Source organism: Acinetobacter sp. AS23, from assembly GCF_023612055.1.
GTDB lineage: Bacteria > Pseudomonadota > Gammaproteobacteria > Pseudomonadales > Moraxellaceae > Acinetobacter > Acinetobacter oleivorans.
In genome coordinates, this window is sequence record NZ_CP082274.1 from 3601130 (window position 1) to 3618362 (window position 17233).

At 40.8% G+C, this 17233-nt stretch carries 13 protein-coding genes, 2 tRNA genes and 1 riboswitch; of the genes, 10 read left to right on the forward strand and 5 right to left on the reverse strand.

Features of this window, described 5'->3' with window-relative positions:
* Positions 1–716 precede the first annotated feature (716 nt).
* The 4 genes from K6I41_RS17065 (at position 717) to K6I41_RS17080 (ending at position 6397) form a co-directional block, all read left to right on the forward strand.
* Complete coding sequence (locus K6I41_RS17065; protein WP_250374827.1) at positions 717–4070, forward strand: Rne/Rng family ribonuclease; 3354 nt, start codon at positions 717–719, stop codon at positions 4068–4070.
* Positions 4071–4261: 191 nt separating this feature from the next.
* Positions 4262–6103, forward strand: a complete 1842-nt coding sequence (locus K6I41_RS17070) for a long-chain-acyl-CoA synthetase (RefSeq protein ID WP_250374828.1) — start codon at positions 4262–4264, stop codon at positions 6101–6103.
* A 120-nt stretch (positions 6104–6223) separates the two neighbouring features.
* A tRNA-Lys gene (locus K6I41_RS17075) sits at positions 6224–6299 on the forward strand.
* 22 nt (positions 6300–6321) lie between these two features.
* Positions 6322–6397 (forward strand) — tRNA-Lys (locus tag K6I41_RS17080).
* 63 nt (positions 6398–6460) lie between these two features.
* Here the strand turns inward: K6I41_RS17080 and K6I41_RS17085 are convergent.
* The gene (locus tag K6I41_RS17085) at positions 6461–7357 is read right to left on the reverse strand and encodes a LysR family transcriptional regulator (RefSeq protein WP_250374829.1); all 897 of its coding nucleotides are present in this window, start codon (positions 7355–7357) and stop codon (positions 6461–6463) included.
* Between the two features lie 112 nt (positions 7358–7469).
* Here K6I41_RS17085 and K6I41_RS17090 point away from each other — a divergent pair, with 112 nt between their 5' ends.
* Positions 7470–8225 carry an SDR family oxidoreductase gene (locus K6I41_RS17090; RefSeq protein ID WP_199943517.1) on the forward strand — a complete coding sequence of 252 codons (756 nt, stop codon included), beginning with the start codon at positions 7470–7472 and terminating at the stop codon, positions 8223–8225.
* Positions 8226–8270: 45 nt separating this feature from the next.
* On the opposite strand, the gene hemW is transcribed toward K6I41_RS17090, so the two are convergent.
* Positions 8271–9425, reverse strand: a complete 1155-nt coding sequence (gene hemW, locus K6I41_RS17095) for a radical SAM family heme chaperone HemW (RefSeq protein WP_250374830.1) — start codon at positions 9423–9425, stop codon at positions 8271–8273.
* Positions 9426–9541: 116 nt separating this feature from the next.
* Here hemW and K6I41_RS17100 point away from each other — a divergent pair, with 116 nt between their 5' ends.
* Both K6I41_RS17100 and abeM read left to right on the forward strand, forming a co-directional pair.
* Entirely contained in the window at positions 9542–10003 is a 462-nt protein-coding gene (locus tag K6I41_RS17100; RefSeq protein ID WP_198307977.1) for a DMT family transporter, read from the forward strand.
* A gap of 33 nt (positions 10004–10036) precedes the next feature.
* A complete protein-coding gene (gene abeM, locus K6I41_RS17105; RefSeq protein WP_192455173.1) occupies positions 10037–11383 on the forward strand; it encodes a multidrug efflux MATE transporter AbeM in 1347 nt (448 codons plus the stop codon).
* 33 nt (positions 11384–11416) lie between these two features.
* On the opposite strand, the gene K6I41_RS17110 is transcribed toward abeM, so the two are convergent.
* Together K6I41_RS17110 and K6I41_RS17115 are read right to left on the reverse strand one after the other, a co-directional pair.
* Positions 11417–12667 (reverse strand): acyl-CoA dehydrogenase family protein, encoded by a 1251-nt coding sequence (locus K6I41_RS17110; RefSeq protein WP_250374831.1) that lies wholly within the window; start codon positions 12665–12667, stop codon positions 11417–11419.
* A 32-nt stretch (positions 12668–12699) separates the two neighbouring features.
* Positions 12700–13947 carry an SfnB family sulfur acquisition oxidoreductase gene (locus K6I41_RS17115; protein WP_250374832.1) on the reverse strand — a complete coding sequence of 416 codons (1248 nt, stop codon included), beginning with the start codon at positions 13945–13947 and terminating at the stop codon, positions 12700–12702.
* Positions 13948–14203: 256 nt separating this feature from the next.
* Here K6I41_RS17115 and K6I41_RS17120 point away from each other — a divergent pair, with 256 nt between their 5' ends.
* From K6I41_RS17120 to K6I41_RS17130, 3 genes are all read left to right on the forward strand, one after another.
* Positions 14204–15502, forward strand: a complete 1299-nt coding sequence (locus tag K6I41_RS17120) for an ABC1 kinase family protein (RefSeq protein ID WP_250374833.1) — start codon at positions 14204–14206, stop codon at positions 15500–15502.
* A 101-nt stretch (positions 15503–15603) separates the two neighbouring features.
* On the forward strand, positions 15604–15858 hold the full coding sequence (locus K6I41_RS17125; RefSeq protein ID WP_005301976.1) for a type B 50S ribosomal protein L31: 255 nt from the start codon (positions 15604–15606) through the stop codon (positions 15856–15858).
* A gap of 253 nt (positions 15859–16111) precedes the next feature.
* The gene (locus K6I41_RS17130; protein WP_004794912.1) at positions 16112–16447 is read left to right on the forward strand and encodes a HopJ type III effector protein; all 336 of its coding nucleotides are present in this window, start codon (positions 16112–16114) and stop codon (positions 16445–16447) included.
* Between the two features lie 197 nt (positions 16448–16644).
* On the opposite strand, the gene crcB is transcribed toward K6I41_RS17130, so the two are convergent.
* The gene (gene crcB / locus K6I41_RS17135; protein WP_057105397.1) at positions 16645–17025 is read right to left on the reverse strand and encodes a fluoride efflux transporter CrcB; all 381 of its coding nucleotides are present in this window, start codon (positions 17023–17025) and stop codon (positions 16645–16647) included.
* Positions 17026–17151: 126 nt separating this feature from the next.
* A riboswitch (Fluoride riboswitch) is annotated at positions 17152–17218 on the reverse strand.
* Positions 17219–17233 lie beyond the last annotated feature (15 nt).

The window sequence follows — 17233 nt, forward strand, 5'->3', positions numbered from 1 at the left end:
TATTTAAACCTGAAATTTTGCTAAATTTGATTAATAAATGACCGTTTAGCTTAGTTTTTTCACAAGAAATCTAAGCTTAGCCCATAGGCAGATGCTGCAAGGTTTGATATAGTCAGCGCACGGATACCGCCGTAAGTGAACATCTAATAGGGAATTTCCCTGATTGAAACCTCAATCAAAATGATGCTTTCACCATCAGCTCGGATAGGTCCTAAAGAATTATGCCGACGCCGAAGGCTTATTATATCGGCAAAATGACAAACTGTTGCGTTTAATTCAGTTTGTTCAAAAAAATATGTTACCAACTCTAGTTGGTTATGGAACGTAAACTGATACACATCAGACAAATCGCTCCTTAATGTTGCCTTCAGGCTAAAGCGTTGATGCATTGGAACTGCCGAAAGCACCGATACGATGAACATTCCGTATCAAACTTCCAAAAAGAAGTCACTTCGCGCTCAATGACAGTGAAAGTCATTAACCAATGTACCGCTCACCCGCCAGTGAAGCACTAAGGAAGTCCGATTTAAAGGTTGAAGCAGTATTGCCTACATCACAGACGAGAATCAAAGTTAAGGCTAAATGTAGCCGGTAACAGATGACTCAGACCACAAATATTTTGAGATCTGGGAAATGATCCGTCATGTTCGATGTTCGTTCAGAACCTTTAAGTTTGTGCGATATGTTTGTGTGGGTCACTATTAGGTGTCACACCCATGAAACGTATGTTGATTAATGCAACTCACGCAGAAGAAGTCCGCGTTGCACTTATCACTGGTAATCGTCTTTACGATTTTGATTTAGAAAATCGTACCCGAGAACAGAAAAAATCCAATATCTATAAAGGCCATGTAACCCGCGTAGAACCTTCTTTAGAAGCTGTGTTTGTTGAATATGGCGCAGGCCGTCAAGGCTTCTTGTCTATGCGCGAAATTGCGAATAGTTATTTCCAAGCAGACCCGCGACAAACTTCAAACATTCGTGAACTCATCACTGAAGGTACTGAATTACTTGTTCAGGTTGAAAAAGAAGAACGTGGTAACAAAGGCGCTGCCCTTTCTACATTCATCTCACTTGCAGGACGTTATTTGGTTCTTATGCCAAACAACCCGAAAGGCGGTGGTATTAGCCGTCAAATTTCAGGTTCTGTACGTGAAGAATTAAAAGAAATTTTAGCTTCTTTAAATTTACCTCGCGGCATGAGTGTTATTGTGCGTACCGCAGGTATTGGCCGTACTCAAGAAGAATTACAGTTAGATTTACAGCATTTGCTTGACCTTTGGGCACAAATCCAAGGCACTGCAAGTTCTGGTCCGTCTCCAATGCTTGTTCATCAAGAAGCTGGCGTAGTTACTCGTGCCATCCGCGACTACTTACGTGATGACGTTGCAGAAATTTTAATTGATAGCGAACAAGCTTATAACGAAGCGTATAACTTTGTTAAAGCAGTTATGCCACGTCAATTAGACAAACTTAAAACTTATACTTTAAACGAGCCATTGTTTGCTCATTTTGGTATTGAAAGCCAAATTCAAACTGCTTACGAGCGTGAAGTAAAACTTCCTTCTGGTGGTTCAATCGTAATTGACCAGACTGAAGCTTTAGTTTCAATCGACATTAACTCTGCGAAATCGACTCGTGGACATGACGTTGAAGAAACTGCGCTTAATACAAACCTAGAAGCAGCAGAAGAAATTGCTCGCCAACTTCGTCTTCGTGACATTGGCGGTTTAGTTGTTATCGACTTCATCGATATGACTAAAGAACGCAACCAACGCATGGTTGAAGCAAAACTTCGTGAAGCAACACAAAGCGACCGTGCGCGTATCCAGTTTGGCCAACTCTCTCGTTTTGGCTTAATGGAAATGAGCCGTCAACGCTTACGCCCATCACTTGAAGAAGCAACTGGATATGTTTGCCCACGCTGTCATGGCACGGGTATGGTGCGTGACTTACGTTCACTTTCGCTTTCAATTATGCGTAAAGTAGAAGAAATTGCACTTCGTGAACGTCATGGTGAAGTACAAGTAGAAGTTCCTGTTGAAATTGCAGCATTCTTACTCAACGAAAAACGCCATAGCCTTGTTTATTTAGAACAAACTTCTGGTGTTCGTGTGACTGTTTTACCTCACCCGCACTTAGAAACACCTCACTATGAAATTCAGTACAATCCAGATGGATTTGCACCATCTAGCTATGAGCGTACAGAAGCAACTCGTTCAAGTGAGAAAGAGTTAGGTTATGAATCTTCTGAATGGCATTTAGAAGAAGCTGATCATGGCCATGCTCATGCAGCTCCTGCTGCAAATAACGCAGCTGGTCAAAAGAAAGCAAATCAAGCAGCTCAACCTTCTGCTGCTCAGCCAAGCACTCAAAAAGCAGCAAGCCCTCTCGCATGGTTAGAGAACCTTTTTGTTCAAAAACAAGCTAAAACTATTGATCAATCTCGTTCAGCACAAAATGCTGCTGCGACAATTGAACAAATGGTCAATACTGGCGCTGTAAGCCGTGGCCAGTTTGGACAAGTTGCAGTACCGCCAGTTGCTGAAACTGTTGCGGCTCCATCTAATAATGCTTACATTTCACAGTCTCCTGCTAAACAGGAAGTTCGTGAAAATGTTGAAAAAGACGATAAAGTACAACAACGTCCAAACAACAAAAAACGTAAGCACAAAGAGCAACGTGAACAACATCACCATGCTCAAGAGCCACAACAACAGCAACAACCACAACAGGTTCATGAAGAAGTTGTACAGTTATCACGTCAAGAACAACGTGAGTTAAAACGTCAACAAAAACGTCAGCACCCAGATCAGTCACATCAACAACATCAAAATGATGGACAACAAACTGAAAATGCCGTGCCGCGTCGTGACCGTAATAATCAACAACGTCCGAACCGTCCAAATCGCCACCGCGATCCAAGTGTATTGAATGAAAATCAAAATGCACCGGCGGCACCAGTAGTTGTTGATGAGAAACAAATTAAGGTTGATTTGATTGATGCTCCAAAGCATGAAGTCATGAATACAGCCTTAGTAATCAATGTTGATCAAGCACAAAGCGAAATTATTGCTTTGACTCCAGAGCAACCAGTTGAACGCACTGAAACAGCACCTGTTGTTGAAGTCGCTCAAGAGCCAGCTCCAGCACCTGTTGCAGTTGTAGAACAAGCAGTCCCTGCCAAAGCAGAAGAAACGACGACTCCTCCTGCAGACAGCAAAGCTCAACCGCAAATTCAACGTGCGAGCAATGACCCTCGTATGCGTCGTCGTGAACAACGCAACGCGAAACGTGCTAAAGCTGCGGTACCATCAATTGCCCCATCGCAAATTCCAACGTTGGCGCAATATACGATTGGTAGCTTGATTCGTCATGTTTATGGTGAAGACTGCACAGTATTGATTGAACAGTTTGGTTTAGTTCCAACATTCAATCGTGCATTGCAGAAGTTTGCTGAACAGTACGCTAGTACACTAGCAACAGAAGTCGTGTCTGATGCTGAAGACAAAAAGCCTGTTACTCGTGATGCAGAGCTTCCAAGCAACAAGCCATCACAAGAAGCAGAGCCTGCGCCTGTACTTGCATTGACGCCACAAAAAGAGCAAACACCACGTGTTGCTAATGATCCACGTGAGCGTCGTCGTTTAGCAAAACTTGCTGCTGAACAAGCTTTTGAGCAAGTTAAACAACAACACGCTGCACCAGAAGAAGCTGCACCTGTAGCTCCAGCTGTTGAAGAAACGGTTGTTGCTCCTGCTGCTGAAACACAAGCACCTGTTGAGTCAAAACAACAACCTCTTGAGCTTGATCAAGTGGCTGAAGAAGTAGCTCAAAGTGAAACAAGCGTAGAAGAAACGCCAGCGACAACTGTAGTTGAAGCTCCGGTTGTTAAACAGCCTAAAACATCTGCAAGAGCAAAAGCTGCCGCAGAACAGGCTGTAGCACCAACTGAAGCTACTACAGAAGTTGAATCAGATGATTCTAAGGCAGATCAGGACAAACCAAGTCGTCCTCCTCGTCGCCCTCGTGGTCGTCCACCAAAGAAAGCAAATCCTGTAGCTGAGTAAATCATTTGCTCAATTGCAGCTAATTTAAACAAACCTAGTCATTTCGATGACTAGGTTTTTTTTGTTATTTTTAACCAATTAGGTTGATTGCACTAGAAGAAAAGTTTTAAAAGCATGGTGAACCATGAAAAACACTGTACTTTTGCCAACGCAACCTTTTTTGGATTGATCGAAAAATAAATAGGATTGATATGAGCCAGACAACACAGACCGATATCATTACGCTTGGTGATGTTGCAACAAGACTTCCTAGCTTCATCCCCAAAGTACCCCATATCCTGAATGGTCTTAAACAGGCTTACTTAAGAACAGCAAATACACCAACGGGATTAGGTGTAGCTTTTGAAAAAGCTGTTAAGCGAAATCCGCAAGGCATTGCTTTATTATTTGAAGATCAAAGTTATTCATATGAAACTTTAAACGAATGGGCTAACCAGATTTCTCACTATTATCTATCTCTTGGCGCACAAAAAGGCGACGTGATTGCCGTAATGGTTGAGAACCGTTCTGAACTTATTGCTACGATTGTAGGTTTAGCTAAAATTGGGGTAACAATTGCGCTTGTTAATACCTCTCAAGTAGGTAAGGTCCTCGCTCATAGTATCAATCTTGTAAAACCAATTGCCGTCATTGCAGGTGAAGAAGTTCGAGCTGTAATTGATGAAATCCGTCAGGACCTCAATGTTCCTAAAGACCGTTTTCATTGGTTTGCAGATCAGGCTACACGTCAAGATGCAGGAACTGCACCTCAAGGTTATGCCAATCTTGCAATAGAAATTGATCAATTTCCAAAATTTAACCCATCGACTACGCAATCTGTTCATGGAAATGATGGCCTGTTTTATATTTATACCTCAGGCACAACAGGTTTACCGAAGGCTGTTATTTTCAAACACAGTCGCTGGACACTCGCCTACGGCACCTATGGGCACATTTTAAACCTTGGCCCAGATGATGTGATGTATGTAACTTTACCGCTTTACCATGCAACAGGTGTCGTAGTTTGCTGGTGTGGTGTGATTGCGGGAAGTTCTACCCTTGCAATTCGACGTAAATATTCAACCAGTGCGTTCTGGAAAGATGTTCAGAAATTTAATGCCTCTGCAATTGGCTATGTAGGAGAGCTTTGCCGTTACTTAATGGATGCCCCTCCTACAGAAATTGACCGTGCCCACCGCGTAACCAAAATGATCGGTAATGGCATGCGTCCAAACATCTGGGATAAGTTCAAACAACGTTTTGGTGTGCAAGAAGTTCTTGAGCTTTATGCTTCGAGTGAAGGCAATGTCGGGTTTAGTAATATTTTTAACTTTGACAACACAGTAGGCTTCTCTCCTACGCCATATGCCATTATTGAGTTTGATAAAGAGAAAAATGAACCTGTACGCGACAAAAAGGGCTGGTGTAAAAAAGTTAAAGCCGGTGAAATTGGTTTGCTAGTGGGTAAAATTACCAGTCGCTCGCCTTTTGACGGCTATACAGATCCAGAAAAGAATAAATCTGTGATTATGAAAGATGTCTTTAAAAAAGGTGACTCATATTTCAACACAGGTGACCTTGTTCGTAATATTGGTTTCCGTCATGCTCAGTTTGTTGACCGCTTAGGCGATACCTTCCGCTGGAAAGGCGAAAATGTATCTACTACTGAAGTTGAGAACATGGTTTGTGAATATGACAAGATCGCTGAAGCGGTGGTTTATGGGGTAGAAATCCCCAATACCAATGGTCGTGCTGGTATGGCAGCAATCACACTTGCTGATGGCGCTGAGTTAAATGAGTTTGATTTAACCGAAATGGTCACTATATTTAAAAAATGCCTGCCTGCTTATGCAGTACCCGTGTTTTTACGAGTGCAAGCTAAAGTTGAAACAACAGGTACTTTTAAATATCAAAAGAATAAATTGAAGGAAGATTCGTTTAATCCAAGCAAAACTTCTGAACGTTTACTCGCTTTATTACCTGGTACAAACAGTTATTGTGATGTCACAACTGAAATTTTTGACAACATTCAGGCATATAAATACCGTTTTTAGTTCATTTTTTAGCTAAACAAGAGGAAATCGTGCTTTTTATAGGCAATCATGCAAATGTTTTTGATTTACCTCTTGTGTTAGTTGAATAACTTGCTAAAATACGCGACATCAAAACGATACGGGTCGTTAGCTCAGTTGGTAGAGCAGCGGACTTTTAATCCGTTGGTCCCGCGTTCGAGTCGCGGACGACCCACCACTTATCTGTTTTGAACCTATTTGGGTCGTTAGCTCAGTTGGTAGAGCAGCGGACTTTTAATCCGTTGGTCCCGCGTTCGAGTCGCGGACGACCCACCAAATTCTAAAAAGCCTCTCACTGCGAGAGGCTTTTTTTATTGTTATCTTATTTTAGTTTCATGACTAAAAGATGACGATGCATTTCTTATATAAAATGTCTTTAACCCAATTCATAAAGATTTCTAAACGTTTAGGAATATAACTTCGGTTCGGATACAAAATATTGAGTGGCAAAGATTGAGCAGTATGTGCACTTAAAACTTCAATCAAGGTTCCTTTCTCTATTTTATCCTGAACATCGTAGTATGGAAGTTGAATAATCCCTAAGCCAGCACAAGCAGCAGCGACATAGGCTTCTGTATTATTTACACTTAAAGCACTATCGATCATCACTGTTCCATCTTGATATAAAAATATACCCTGTTTTTCTCCTACGGCTCCTGCGTAGTTAACGAGTTTGTGCTGAGATAGATCTTCTAATTGTTCAGGAATACCGTATTGTTCTAAATAGTGGGGACTTGCACAGTTCACCATAATCAAGTTACCAACGAACTTCGCGATCAAACTACTATTCTCTAGCTGCCCCACCCGAACCACACAATCGATCCCTTTCTCGATCAAGTCAGTAATGTCATCTGAGCTATTTAGTTGTAAATGAATGTCTGGATAGCGGCTATAAAAATCAGGAAGTTCAGGAATAATCACTTGATGCACGATTCGGCTGGGCATTGAAATTTTTAGCGTGCCACGGTAATGCTGCTTTTGCGTTTGTATGAGTTGTTCAAGCTGTTCATAGTCAAACAAAAGGTTTTGACATTCAGGCAAGATTCTTTGTCCATCTTGAGTGAGACTTACTTTGCGTGTAGTTCGATGGAATAACCGAACACCATAGTGAGTTTCTAATTGTTGAATTGCACTCGTCACTGTAGAGCGAGGTAAATCAAGTTGATTTGCTACCTCACTAAAGCTTTGTCGTTTAGCTACTTCTGAAAAAATAAAAAATTGCTGCAACCGATCCATTTAATTGTTCGTATTTTCTGAATAGTTAAACCAAACTAGCATAATTGATCAAAAATTACCGCCAATCTAGACTAAAAACACATTAAAACAAGTCATCATAGGAACAATCATCATGACAACTCATACTCTGAAAGATAAAGTTGTACTGATTACGGGCGGTGCAAAAAACTTAGGTGGACTTATTAGCCGTAAATTTGCAGAACAAGGTGCAAAAATTGCAATTCACTACAATAGCGCTGAAACTCAAGCAGATGCAGAACAGACGCTCGCAGATGTAACTGCATTCGGTGTAGACGCTGTTTTAATTCAAGCAGACCTAACGGATATTGATAATATTGAAAAACTCTTCTTAGACACTAAGCAGCATTTTGGCGGAATTGATATTGCCATTAATACAGTTGGAAAGGTTTTAAAGAAATCGTTTTTAGACACCACAGAACAAGAGTTTGATAGCATGAGCGATATCAACTCAAAAATTGCCTATTTCTTTATTCAATCTGCGGGTCGTCATTTAAATGACGGCGGCAAGATCTGCTCAATCGTTACTTCTCTTCTTGCAGCCTACACTGGTTTGTATTCAACCTACGAAGGCTTAAAAGCTCCTGTTGAACACTACACCCGTGCTGCATCAAAAGAATTTGGTAATCGTCAAATTTCTGTTACTGCTGTTGCACCAGGGCCTATGGATACACCATTCTTTTATGGGCAGGAATCTGCCGAGGCAGTGGCTTACCATAAATCAGCTTCAGCTTTAGGTGGGCTCACCAAAATTGAAGATATCGAGCCTCTAGTTCGTTTTTTGGTAACCGATGGTTGGTGGATTACTGGTCAGACGATTTTTGCAAATGGTGGCTACACCACTCGCTAAAATCAAAAAAGCCGCATCTCATAGTGCGGCTTTTACATTGTTTTATTATAAAAACTCTTCTAGTACCGAATTCAAGAAAATATGTCCCTGCTCTGTACAAGCCAAACGAGAACTATCCTCTACCAGTAGCTTTCTAGCTCGCAGCGAAGTGAGGACCTCATTTAAATGATCTAAGCTTAAGCCTGTACGCTGTTCATATAACTCAGCTTTTACCCCATCATTTAGACGCAAAGCATTCATCATAAATTCAAAAGGTAGCTCTTCTGCCTCAATCTTTTTCATTTGCAAATGTTCAGCAGGAACCTTAGCTAAATAGTCTTTTGGCAAACGAGTTTTTTGGAAACGATACACACCATCTGGTCGTGTCACTTTGCCATGTGCACCTGCCCCAATCGCAAGATAATCACCAAATTCCCAATAATTCAAATTATGTGCTGAAGGCAGCTCTTTACGCCATGCCGAAACTTCATAATTTATAAAGCCATTTGCCTTAAGATATGACTCACCCTGCTCTTGAATGTCTTCAAGCATTTCATCTTGCGGTAAAACGGGTTGAGTACGGAAGAAAACGGTATTCGGTTCAATAGTGAGTTGATACCAACTAATATGAGTTGCTCCACTTTCTACAGCAAGCTTGAGATCATAGAGAGCCTGCGCTAGCGTTTGCTCAGGCAAACCATGCATTAAGTCTACATTCACTCGCTTAAAGCCAGCCTGCTTTGCTTGTTGAATCGCTTCAATTGCATTGTTTGCAGAATGAATACGTCCAAGCTTTTGCAAATGATCAGTATCAAAGCTCTGAACACCTATCGATAAGCGATTAATGCCAGCCTCTAAATATCCTGCAAATGGGTCATGCTCTACCGTTCCCGGATTTGCCTCTAAGGTAATTTCACAGCCATCTTCAAACTTAAGCAATGACTTAAGCTCTGCAAATAACCATACATAACCCTGTGCCGAAATCAGTGAAGGGGTTCCACCACCAATAAACACACTATGAATTGGACGTCCCTGTGCCATCTCTAGTTGAGTTTCAAAGTCGGCCACCAATGCTTTTAAATAGGTTTGCTCAAGTTCTGACGAAAGTGCTCCGTCTGGTACGGCATGCGAGTTAAAGTCACAATATGGGCATTTACGCACGCACCACGGCATATGGATATATAAAGATAGAGGAATAGAAGCAGGGTTTAATACAGCCAAGGAGCAGGTCCAATTTACACAATATTTCTATTTTAACATGACTGCATCAATGGGCTTATGAAAACATACCTTAATTGCTTTAGACTAAATTTAAACATTCTTAAATACTGATAAAAATGATGAAATTCTCTAGTCAACTTTTCCTGATCTTACCCTTAGCTATGGGAATCGGTGTTGCCATGGCTTTTCAGACCGCAATTAATGCTCAACTGCGCGAGCAACTACATTCACCCTTACAAGCAGCTTTATTATCATTTTTCATAGGTACTATTGTTTTAGCGATTATGGTTTTCTTTCAAAGTGCCGAGAAACCCACTTTAAGTGAAATATCAAATATTCCATGGCTTCTTTGGACTGGAGGATTTCTTGGGGTTTATGCAATCAGCATGAGCATTTATACTGCACCTAAGCTTGGTTTTTTAACCTTTACAGGGCTAGTCGTTTTTGGGCAAATCGTTATTTCTATGTTACTTGATCATTTTGGTTGGTTGGGCACAGAAAAGACACCTGTTACATGGCAACGGTTTCTTGGTGGAGTCATCATCTTTGTCGGTGTGGTACTCACTTTGCAGCGTTAGCTTCATTTTTTATATTTAAAAAGAGTACCTTTTGTGTCGAATGTCACATCTTTTCGGGCTGAATTAAAACAACTCTTCCACTTAATGCTACCTATTTTAATTACCCAGTTTGCTCAAGCAGGATTTGGATTAATTGACACTATTATGGCTGGGCATTTATCTGCAACCGATTTAGCAGCAATTGCTGTAGGGGTCGGTTTATGGGTCCCAATCATGCTCCTGTTCAGTGGCATTATGATTGCAACAACACCTTTGGTCGCTGAAGCAAAAGGCGCAAGAAATACAGAGCAGATCCCTGTCGTTGTTCGTCAGTCATTGTGGGTTGCTGTCATTTTAGGTGTACTGGCAATGCTCATTTTGCAGCTTATGCCGTTTTTCTTGCATGTGTTCGGCGTACCAGAGAGCTTACGACCTAAAGCAAGCTTGTTCTTACATGCAATTGGTTTAGGGATGCCAGCTGTCACCATGTACGCAGCTCTACGTGGCTATTCAGAAGCATTAGGCCATCCACGCCCTGTCACAGCTATTAGCCTATTAGCTTTAGTTGTATTGGTCCCTCTTAACATGATTTTTATGCATGGATTAGGACCAATACCTGCATTAGGTAGCGCGGGCTGTGGTTTTGCAACATCCATTTTACAGTGGCTCATGCTAATTACTTTAGCTGGCTATATTTATAAAGCTTCGGCTTATCAAAACACGCCTATTTTTGGCCGATTTGATAAAATTAATATGGCTTTAGTTAAAAGAATTTTACAGCTTGGTCTACCAATCGGTTTAGCTGTGTTCTTTGAGATTAGTATTTTTAGTACAGGTGCATTGGTCCTTAGCCCTCTTGGTGAAGTGTTTATTGCCGCACACCAAGTCGCAATTTCCGTTACCTCTGTGCTGTTTATGATTCCGCTTTCACTAGCCATTGCCTTAACCATCCGTGTCGGTACTTATTATGGTGAAAAGAACTGGGCTTCAATGTACCAAGTACAAAAAATTGGTCTCAGCACAGCAATATTTTTTGCCATATTAACCATGACTTTTATTGCTCTAGGCCGTGAACAAATTATCTCGATTTATACTCAAGACTTAAACGTAGCTCCTGTTGCGATGTATTTACTCTGGTTTGCAATGGCATATCAGTTGATGGATGCATTACAAGTGAGTGCCGCAGGCTGTTTAAGAGGTATGCAAGATACTCAAGCACCAATGTGGATTACGCTCATGGCATATTGGGTGATTGCTTTCCCTATTGGGCTTTATTTAGCGCGTTATACCCATTGGGGCGTGGCAGGTGTGTGGCTAGGTTTGATTATTGGTTTGAGCATTGCTTGTGTTTTATTACTTTCAAGGCTTTATTTAAATACCAAACGTTTAAGCCAAACCTAATAAAAAAGCCGATGAAACATCGGCTTTTTTATTTTATGCAGACTTTGCCCGCGGACTTGCTCCAATTTGCCAGACAAAGGGTAAATCGGTACGGTTCACTTCCCAATCGCCAATGACCTTTTCTTTATAGATGAGTGGATTATGAGAAGAGACTGTTCGTGCATTACGCCAGAAACGGTCGAGTTGTTTAACCTGACTACTTGCCGATGCACCTAAAGCGTTAAATAACTGGCTAGTTAAATCCAATACCAAATTAGAAATCACCACCTGCCCTTGCGCTGACTCAAGCTCGGCATCTACATTAAACTGATGTTCTTTCACCTCTAACTCACTAAAGTGACTTTCATAAGCCTTCTGTAAGGCTTCTGCTGTTTTAATCGTAATTGCTAGACTTCCATAGGCTTGAGCAGAGGCTTTACCCACCACCTGTAAAACTTGTGGGTCGTGACGAACAAGGTCACCATTGCCATGACTAAAAATACGCTTTCGCTCACGTATTTCTTGGCTAAAAGTTTCGACCGCGGCATGTGCAATCCCTGTTAGGGTTGCAAGGTGGACAACCTGATAAAAAGCGGTCTGATATTTAAAACGCTGGTCAAATGGAATAAGGTGCGAGGCCGGCAAATGCACCTGATGCACTTTTAAAGTACCACTGCCCGTTGTCTTTTGACCAAAGCCATCCCAATCATCAATCACACTTACCCCAGTTTCATGGCGATAAATAGCAGCAATCACATGGCGGTCATTCACTTCATCGTAAGCAAATAAATCGATCCAATCAGCAAAGATACTTCCTGTTGAATAGTACTTTTCACCATTCACCAGCAAGTTACCCGAAGCATCTTTGGTTACTCGTGTAACAACATCACCAATCTGTACATTTCCAACTTCGGTCCATGCGTTTCCAACTAAATCACCTTGCACAAAACGCTGAAACCAGACTTCCTGCGAATGCTCTTTATGCGCAACCAAACGGTCTTCGACAAAAGCAAAGTGTCCACGCAATGCTTGCACAATATTCGAATCTGCTTGCGCCAATTCTACTAGAAGCTGGAAAAGTTGTGGTAACGACACCCCATCTCCACCATATTTAACGGGTACCCGTACTGCACCTAATTTGAGTTCTTTTAACCACTGAATCGGTTCAAAAGGCAAGATTCGTTCTTTTTCTCGTTGAATTGCACCTTGGGCAATTTTTTCAAAAACTGGACGAAATCTACTTGCTACCTTTTCATAATCGGCGCCTACCGATAGCTCTTCTAATTCAATTTGCGTAATTGTCATCTTTATTCTCCTAATCTTATTTTTTATTCACTTTAGCTCCATGCATGACGAGGTGGATGGATACCATTGAGGTAATAATTACCAACAATGTGATATTTCCAACGCACTGGATCATGCAAGGTGTGAGTGCGAGCATTACGCCAATGGCGGTCCAGATTAAGCTCTGACAAAGTAGAACGTGTTCCAGACAACTCAAAAAGCTTATTCGCTGCTAAAATCGCAACTTCTGTAGTGAGTACTTTTGCTTCAGCAACCAGTAATGTCGCTTGATTTACATATTCTTCTGTCGTGTCAGCAATCGCTTGATCGATCGCATCTCCTGCTAAATCTAATACCGCCTCTGCTGCACGCAGTTTTATTTTTAAATCACCAATATTTGCAATCGTATAGGGATCATCACTCGCTTTTTCTAAACCTGAATCGACCCATGCACGACTATGATTTTTGACATAGTGAATTGTTTCTTCAATTGCGCCACGTGCAATACCAGCGTCGACAGCAGCTTGAATAAATTGTGAAATTGCACCTGCTGGTGTAGGACGTTCGAAAGCCTGATAAATCGGAATTAGATATTCTTCACGTACTGGAACTTGATTAAGTTCAACGGTCCCACTGGCCGTGGTTCGTTGCCCAAAACCAGACCAGTCATTAATAATATTCACCCCAGAAGTTTCCCGAGGAACTAGCGCCGCATAAGGCTGCCCTTGTTCATTTACAGCAACAATTGGAACCCAATGTGCAAGCAATGCGCCTGTTGCAAAAAATTTCTTCCCATTAATTTCATAACCGTGCTCAGTCTTTTTTAATGTGGTAGTGAGATCGGCAACCGTTTTGCTATGTTTTTCCGAAAATGCATTGCCAAAACGAATCCCTCTCAACACTAAGTTAAAGAAGAACTGTTTTTGTTCTGGGCCTGCATCAAGACGTAAATGTTCAATAAAAGCCAAGTGATTTTGGGGAAGCTGTGCAAGAGATGGATCAACACTCGCAATTGTTTTGATGACCTCAGCCAAAGTTCGATATTTGACTTGTGCACCACCAAATTGTTTGGGAACCGTAATGGCCCATAAGCCGCTTTGTGAGAACTGTTGAATTTCATTTAAGGGTAAACGGCGCTCCTTGTCTCGATCGGATGCTTCATGTGCGAACTCTTGCGCAAGTTGTTTGGCAACCTCAATTGCTTCTTCATCAGAACGAATAATATGCGCATCTTTTGACTGCTCAAACACAGATAAAGGAACCGCCTGAGACCGCCCATGGGCTGAACTTAAACTTGTCATAACTTTTGTTATCTCTATTTTTATTTAACCTGCCATTCACATTAGCACCAAAAAAACAGACACTTTATAGATATTAAAGCTTTGTTTATGAAATGGATTTTCACAAGCTTTTCATATTTTTTACTATAAAAATAACATTTTGTTTTTCGAAAAATTTCTTACATGAGATAAACAATTTCATATAGGCTTTTTAAGCTTTGTCACCTATGATCAAAACTAGGCAATATTATGTTGTAGTCAATGAGGTATCGAAGATATGGCAAAGAATGCAAGTTCACCCGGCAAACGATTTATGAAACTTGCAGGAATGACCGCGAGCATTGCAACGAAAACCGTTTCTAACTCGATTCGAAACTTGACCGCAGACGAAGAGCAAAAGCTGGCTTCAAAAACCAAGTTATTTCAGGATATTGGTTTGCAAATTGCCGACACCTTAGGTGAAATGAAAGGTGCTGTCATGAAGGTCGGCCAAATTGCATCTCAATATAAAGATATTTTCCCACCCGAAGTCGCTAAAGCAATTTCAAAGTTACAACGCCAAGCTCCAGCCATGCCTTTTGCTGCCATTCAGCAACAAGTTGAACGTGAGCTTGGAAAACCGCTCAATGTTGCCTTTAAATCTTTTGATCAAGAACCTTTTGCAGCTGCTTCAATTGGCCAAGTTCACAAAGCTACTCTACCTAGTGGCGAACAAGTTGTAGTGAAAGTTCAATATCCTGGTGTTGATGAGGCCTGTGAAAGTGACTTAAAACAAGTGCGTTTAGCCCTTCGTTTAATGGGCGTACTTAAAATTGATAAAAAGCTACAAGATCAGCTTTTTACAGAAATTCAGGATAGTCTTTCAGCAGAACTTAACTATGAAATCGAGGCTCAAAACCTTGAAGTTTTTAAAACCTTTCATAGCCAGTTAGATGACAAAATTATCATCCCGACTGTTTATAAAGATTACTCTTCAAGACGTATTTTAACCTTAAGCCTCGAACAAGGTGATAGCATTGAAACTGCCAGCGCTTGGCCTATTGAAACTCGAAATACGGTTGGACGTCGTTTGATTCGTGCTTTAGGCCAGGAAATGTTCTTTTTAAAACGTTTTCACTGTGACCCTCACCCGGGTAACTTTGCCTTCCGCCAAGACGGCAGTGTCATTATTTATGACTATGGCAGTGTTAAAACACTTTCCAATGAAATTGTGTATAGCTTTAAGCGTTTAGTAAATGCAGCTCGTCATGAAGATATTGACCTTATTGAAACTGAGTTACTTGAACTACATTCACTAGCCGAAAAAGGCAAATTCCCGAGCGACCTTTATAAACTCTGGATTGAAGTGTTATTACGTCCGCTTACCACCACTTATGATTTTGCCGAGAACTCATCACATCATGATGGCATGTTGCTTGTGAAAAAATCTTTGAAGTACTGGGATGTCTTTAAGCCTTCACCAGATACCCTAATGGTCAATAGAACCATTTCAGGACACTACTGGAACCTAATTCACTTAAAAGTACATGACAATCTGAAAGGTTTATTTGAAGAGCTTGTCCCACCTTCTAACTAACTTAATTTACTGATTAATGTAGCCTTCTAGGGGTTACATTGACTTTTTAATTGTTATGTTATAACATTTCTTTAATCAAAAATAATTTAGGACAATCTCTCATGCGTAAAGATATTCATCCTGCTTATCAACAAGTGTTATTTCATGACACCAATGCAGACGTGTACTTTTTAATTGGTAGTACTCTTCAGTCTAAACAAACCAAAGAATATCAAGGAAAAGTCTATCCTTATGTAACCCTTGATATTTCAAGTGCATCTCACCCTTTCTACACAGGTGAAGTACGTCAAGCAAGTAACGAAGGCCGCGTTGCAACCTTTAATAAACGCTTCGCTCGCTTTAATCGTAAGAGTTAATCTTACGTTAAGATTTGACCAATACACTTAAATCATTGGAAGCCTAAGACTATCTCCTCCACTTAGGCTTCTTTTTTTATGTGTATTTTTTCAATCTTTTTATGTTGTGTATAAAAGAGAACTTATCCACAACTTGTATAAAAACTCTTCTTATTTTTCCCACAACTCATCATTTTTTTTTGCATTCGCCGAGCTTTCAAAGTTGCTATTCGATGCTATGCTTGAACCCTCATTTAATAGGAAGTTTAAGATAATGGCACAAGAGTTACTTGCACAATTACAAGCAGGCACAGCAAAATTTTCAGACGTTTTAGCTCATATTGAAGCACGTTACCAACATACTCCAACAGCTTTTCAAAATGGCGCACAGCATAATGCTGCGACTGAAAATCAAGGCAGTGCAAAAGTTTTCTCTTTTGCCAAGTTACAAGGTTTAGACCAAGCTCAAACTTTAAGTTTATTTGCAGAGCACTACGCATCTGTATTGGCTACACCTGAGGGAACTGATCATCAGAATATTCGTCAGTTTATGCAAAATGGTTGGGATGGTGTGAAGTTTGAAGGTCAGGCTTTGGCTGAAAAAGCTTAATCATTTTTTAGCACAACCTCAAATTATGAGATTTTCTAAAGCCTGTTAATAGGCAATGCCTCACTTTTGAGGGCAAAAGTGACAAAACCCTTTGTTCCGCTGATGCTACATCCATGTAGCACAGCGAAACGACGGCATCCATGCATAAAACTTTATTTAAAAGACTCAGCAGTAAACATTTCAACCAAAACAAACACTCAATGTCCTGCTACCCAATAATAAGTCGCCAACCCCAAACACGTAAAAATTAACGATCCAATTAAATGAATGGAAATTCCCAACATCGCCATTCCCAACTTACCACTTTGTAATAAAGTGACGATCTCAATCGAGAACGTTGAAAACGTAGTTAAAGCACCACAAAAACCCGTAATCACAAAGAGCTTATAATTCGGGCTTAAATCACTTTGAGAAAAGTAGGCAATCGCAAAACCAATAATAAAACCACCGACCAAATTAACAGTGACAGTACCGAGTGGAATTTGCGGGTAAATCGGGTTAAGTTTTAAACCTAAAAACCAACGTAACCACGCCCCTAGAACTGAGCCTAGAGCAATTGAAAGTAGAGAGTAATACATAGGACCACCCCTTTAGATAGACGCTAAAAGAGCAAAAAATAATGAAGGAAAATATGACATGGCGTACTCCAAAAATAAGCAGAGTACGCAATAACCTACGTACCCAGCGATATATAAATACATGAGGGTAACGTAGGCATCATTAGCCAATACGGCGGTTTTTCAAGGGAGGAATGCCATCTCCCCGTTTTAAGTATATTAGATCATC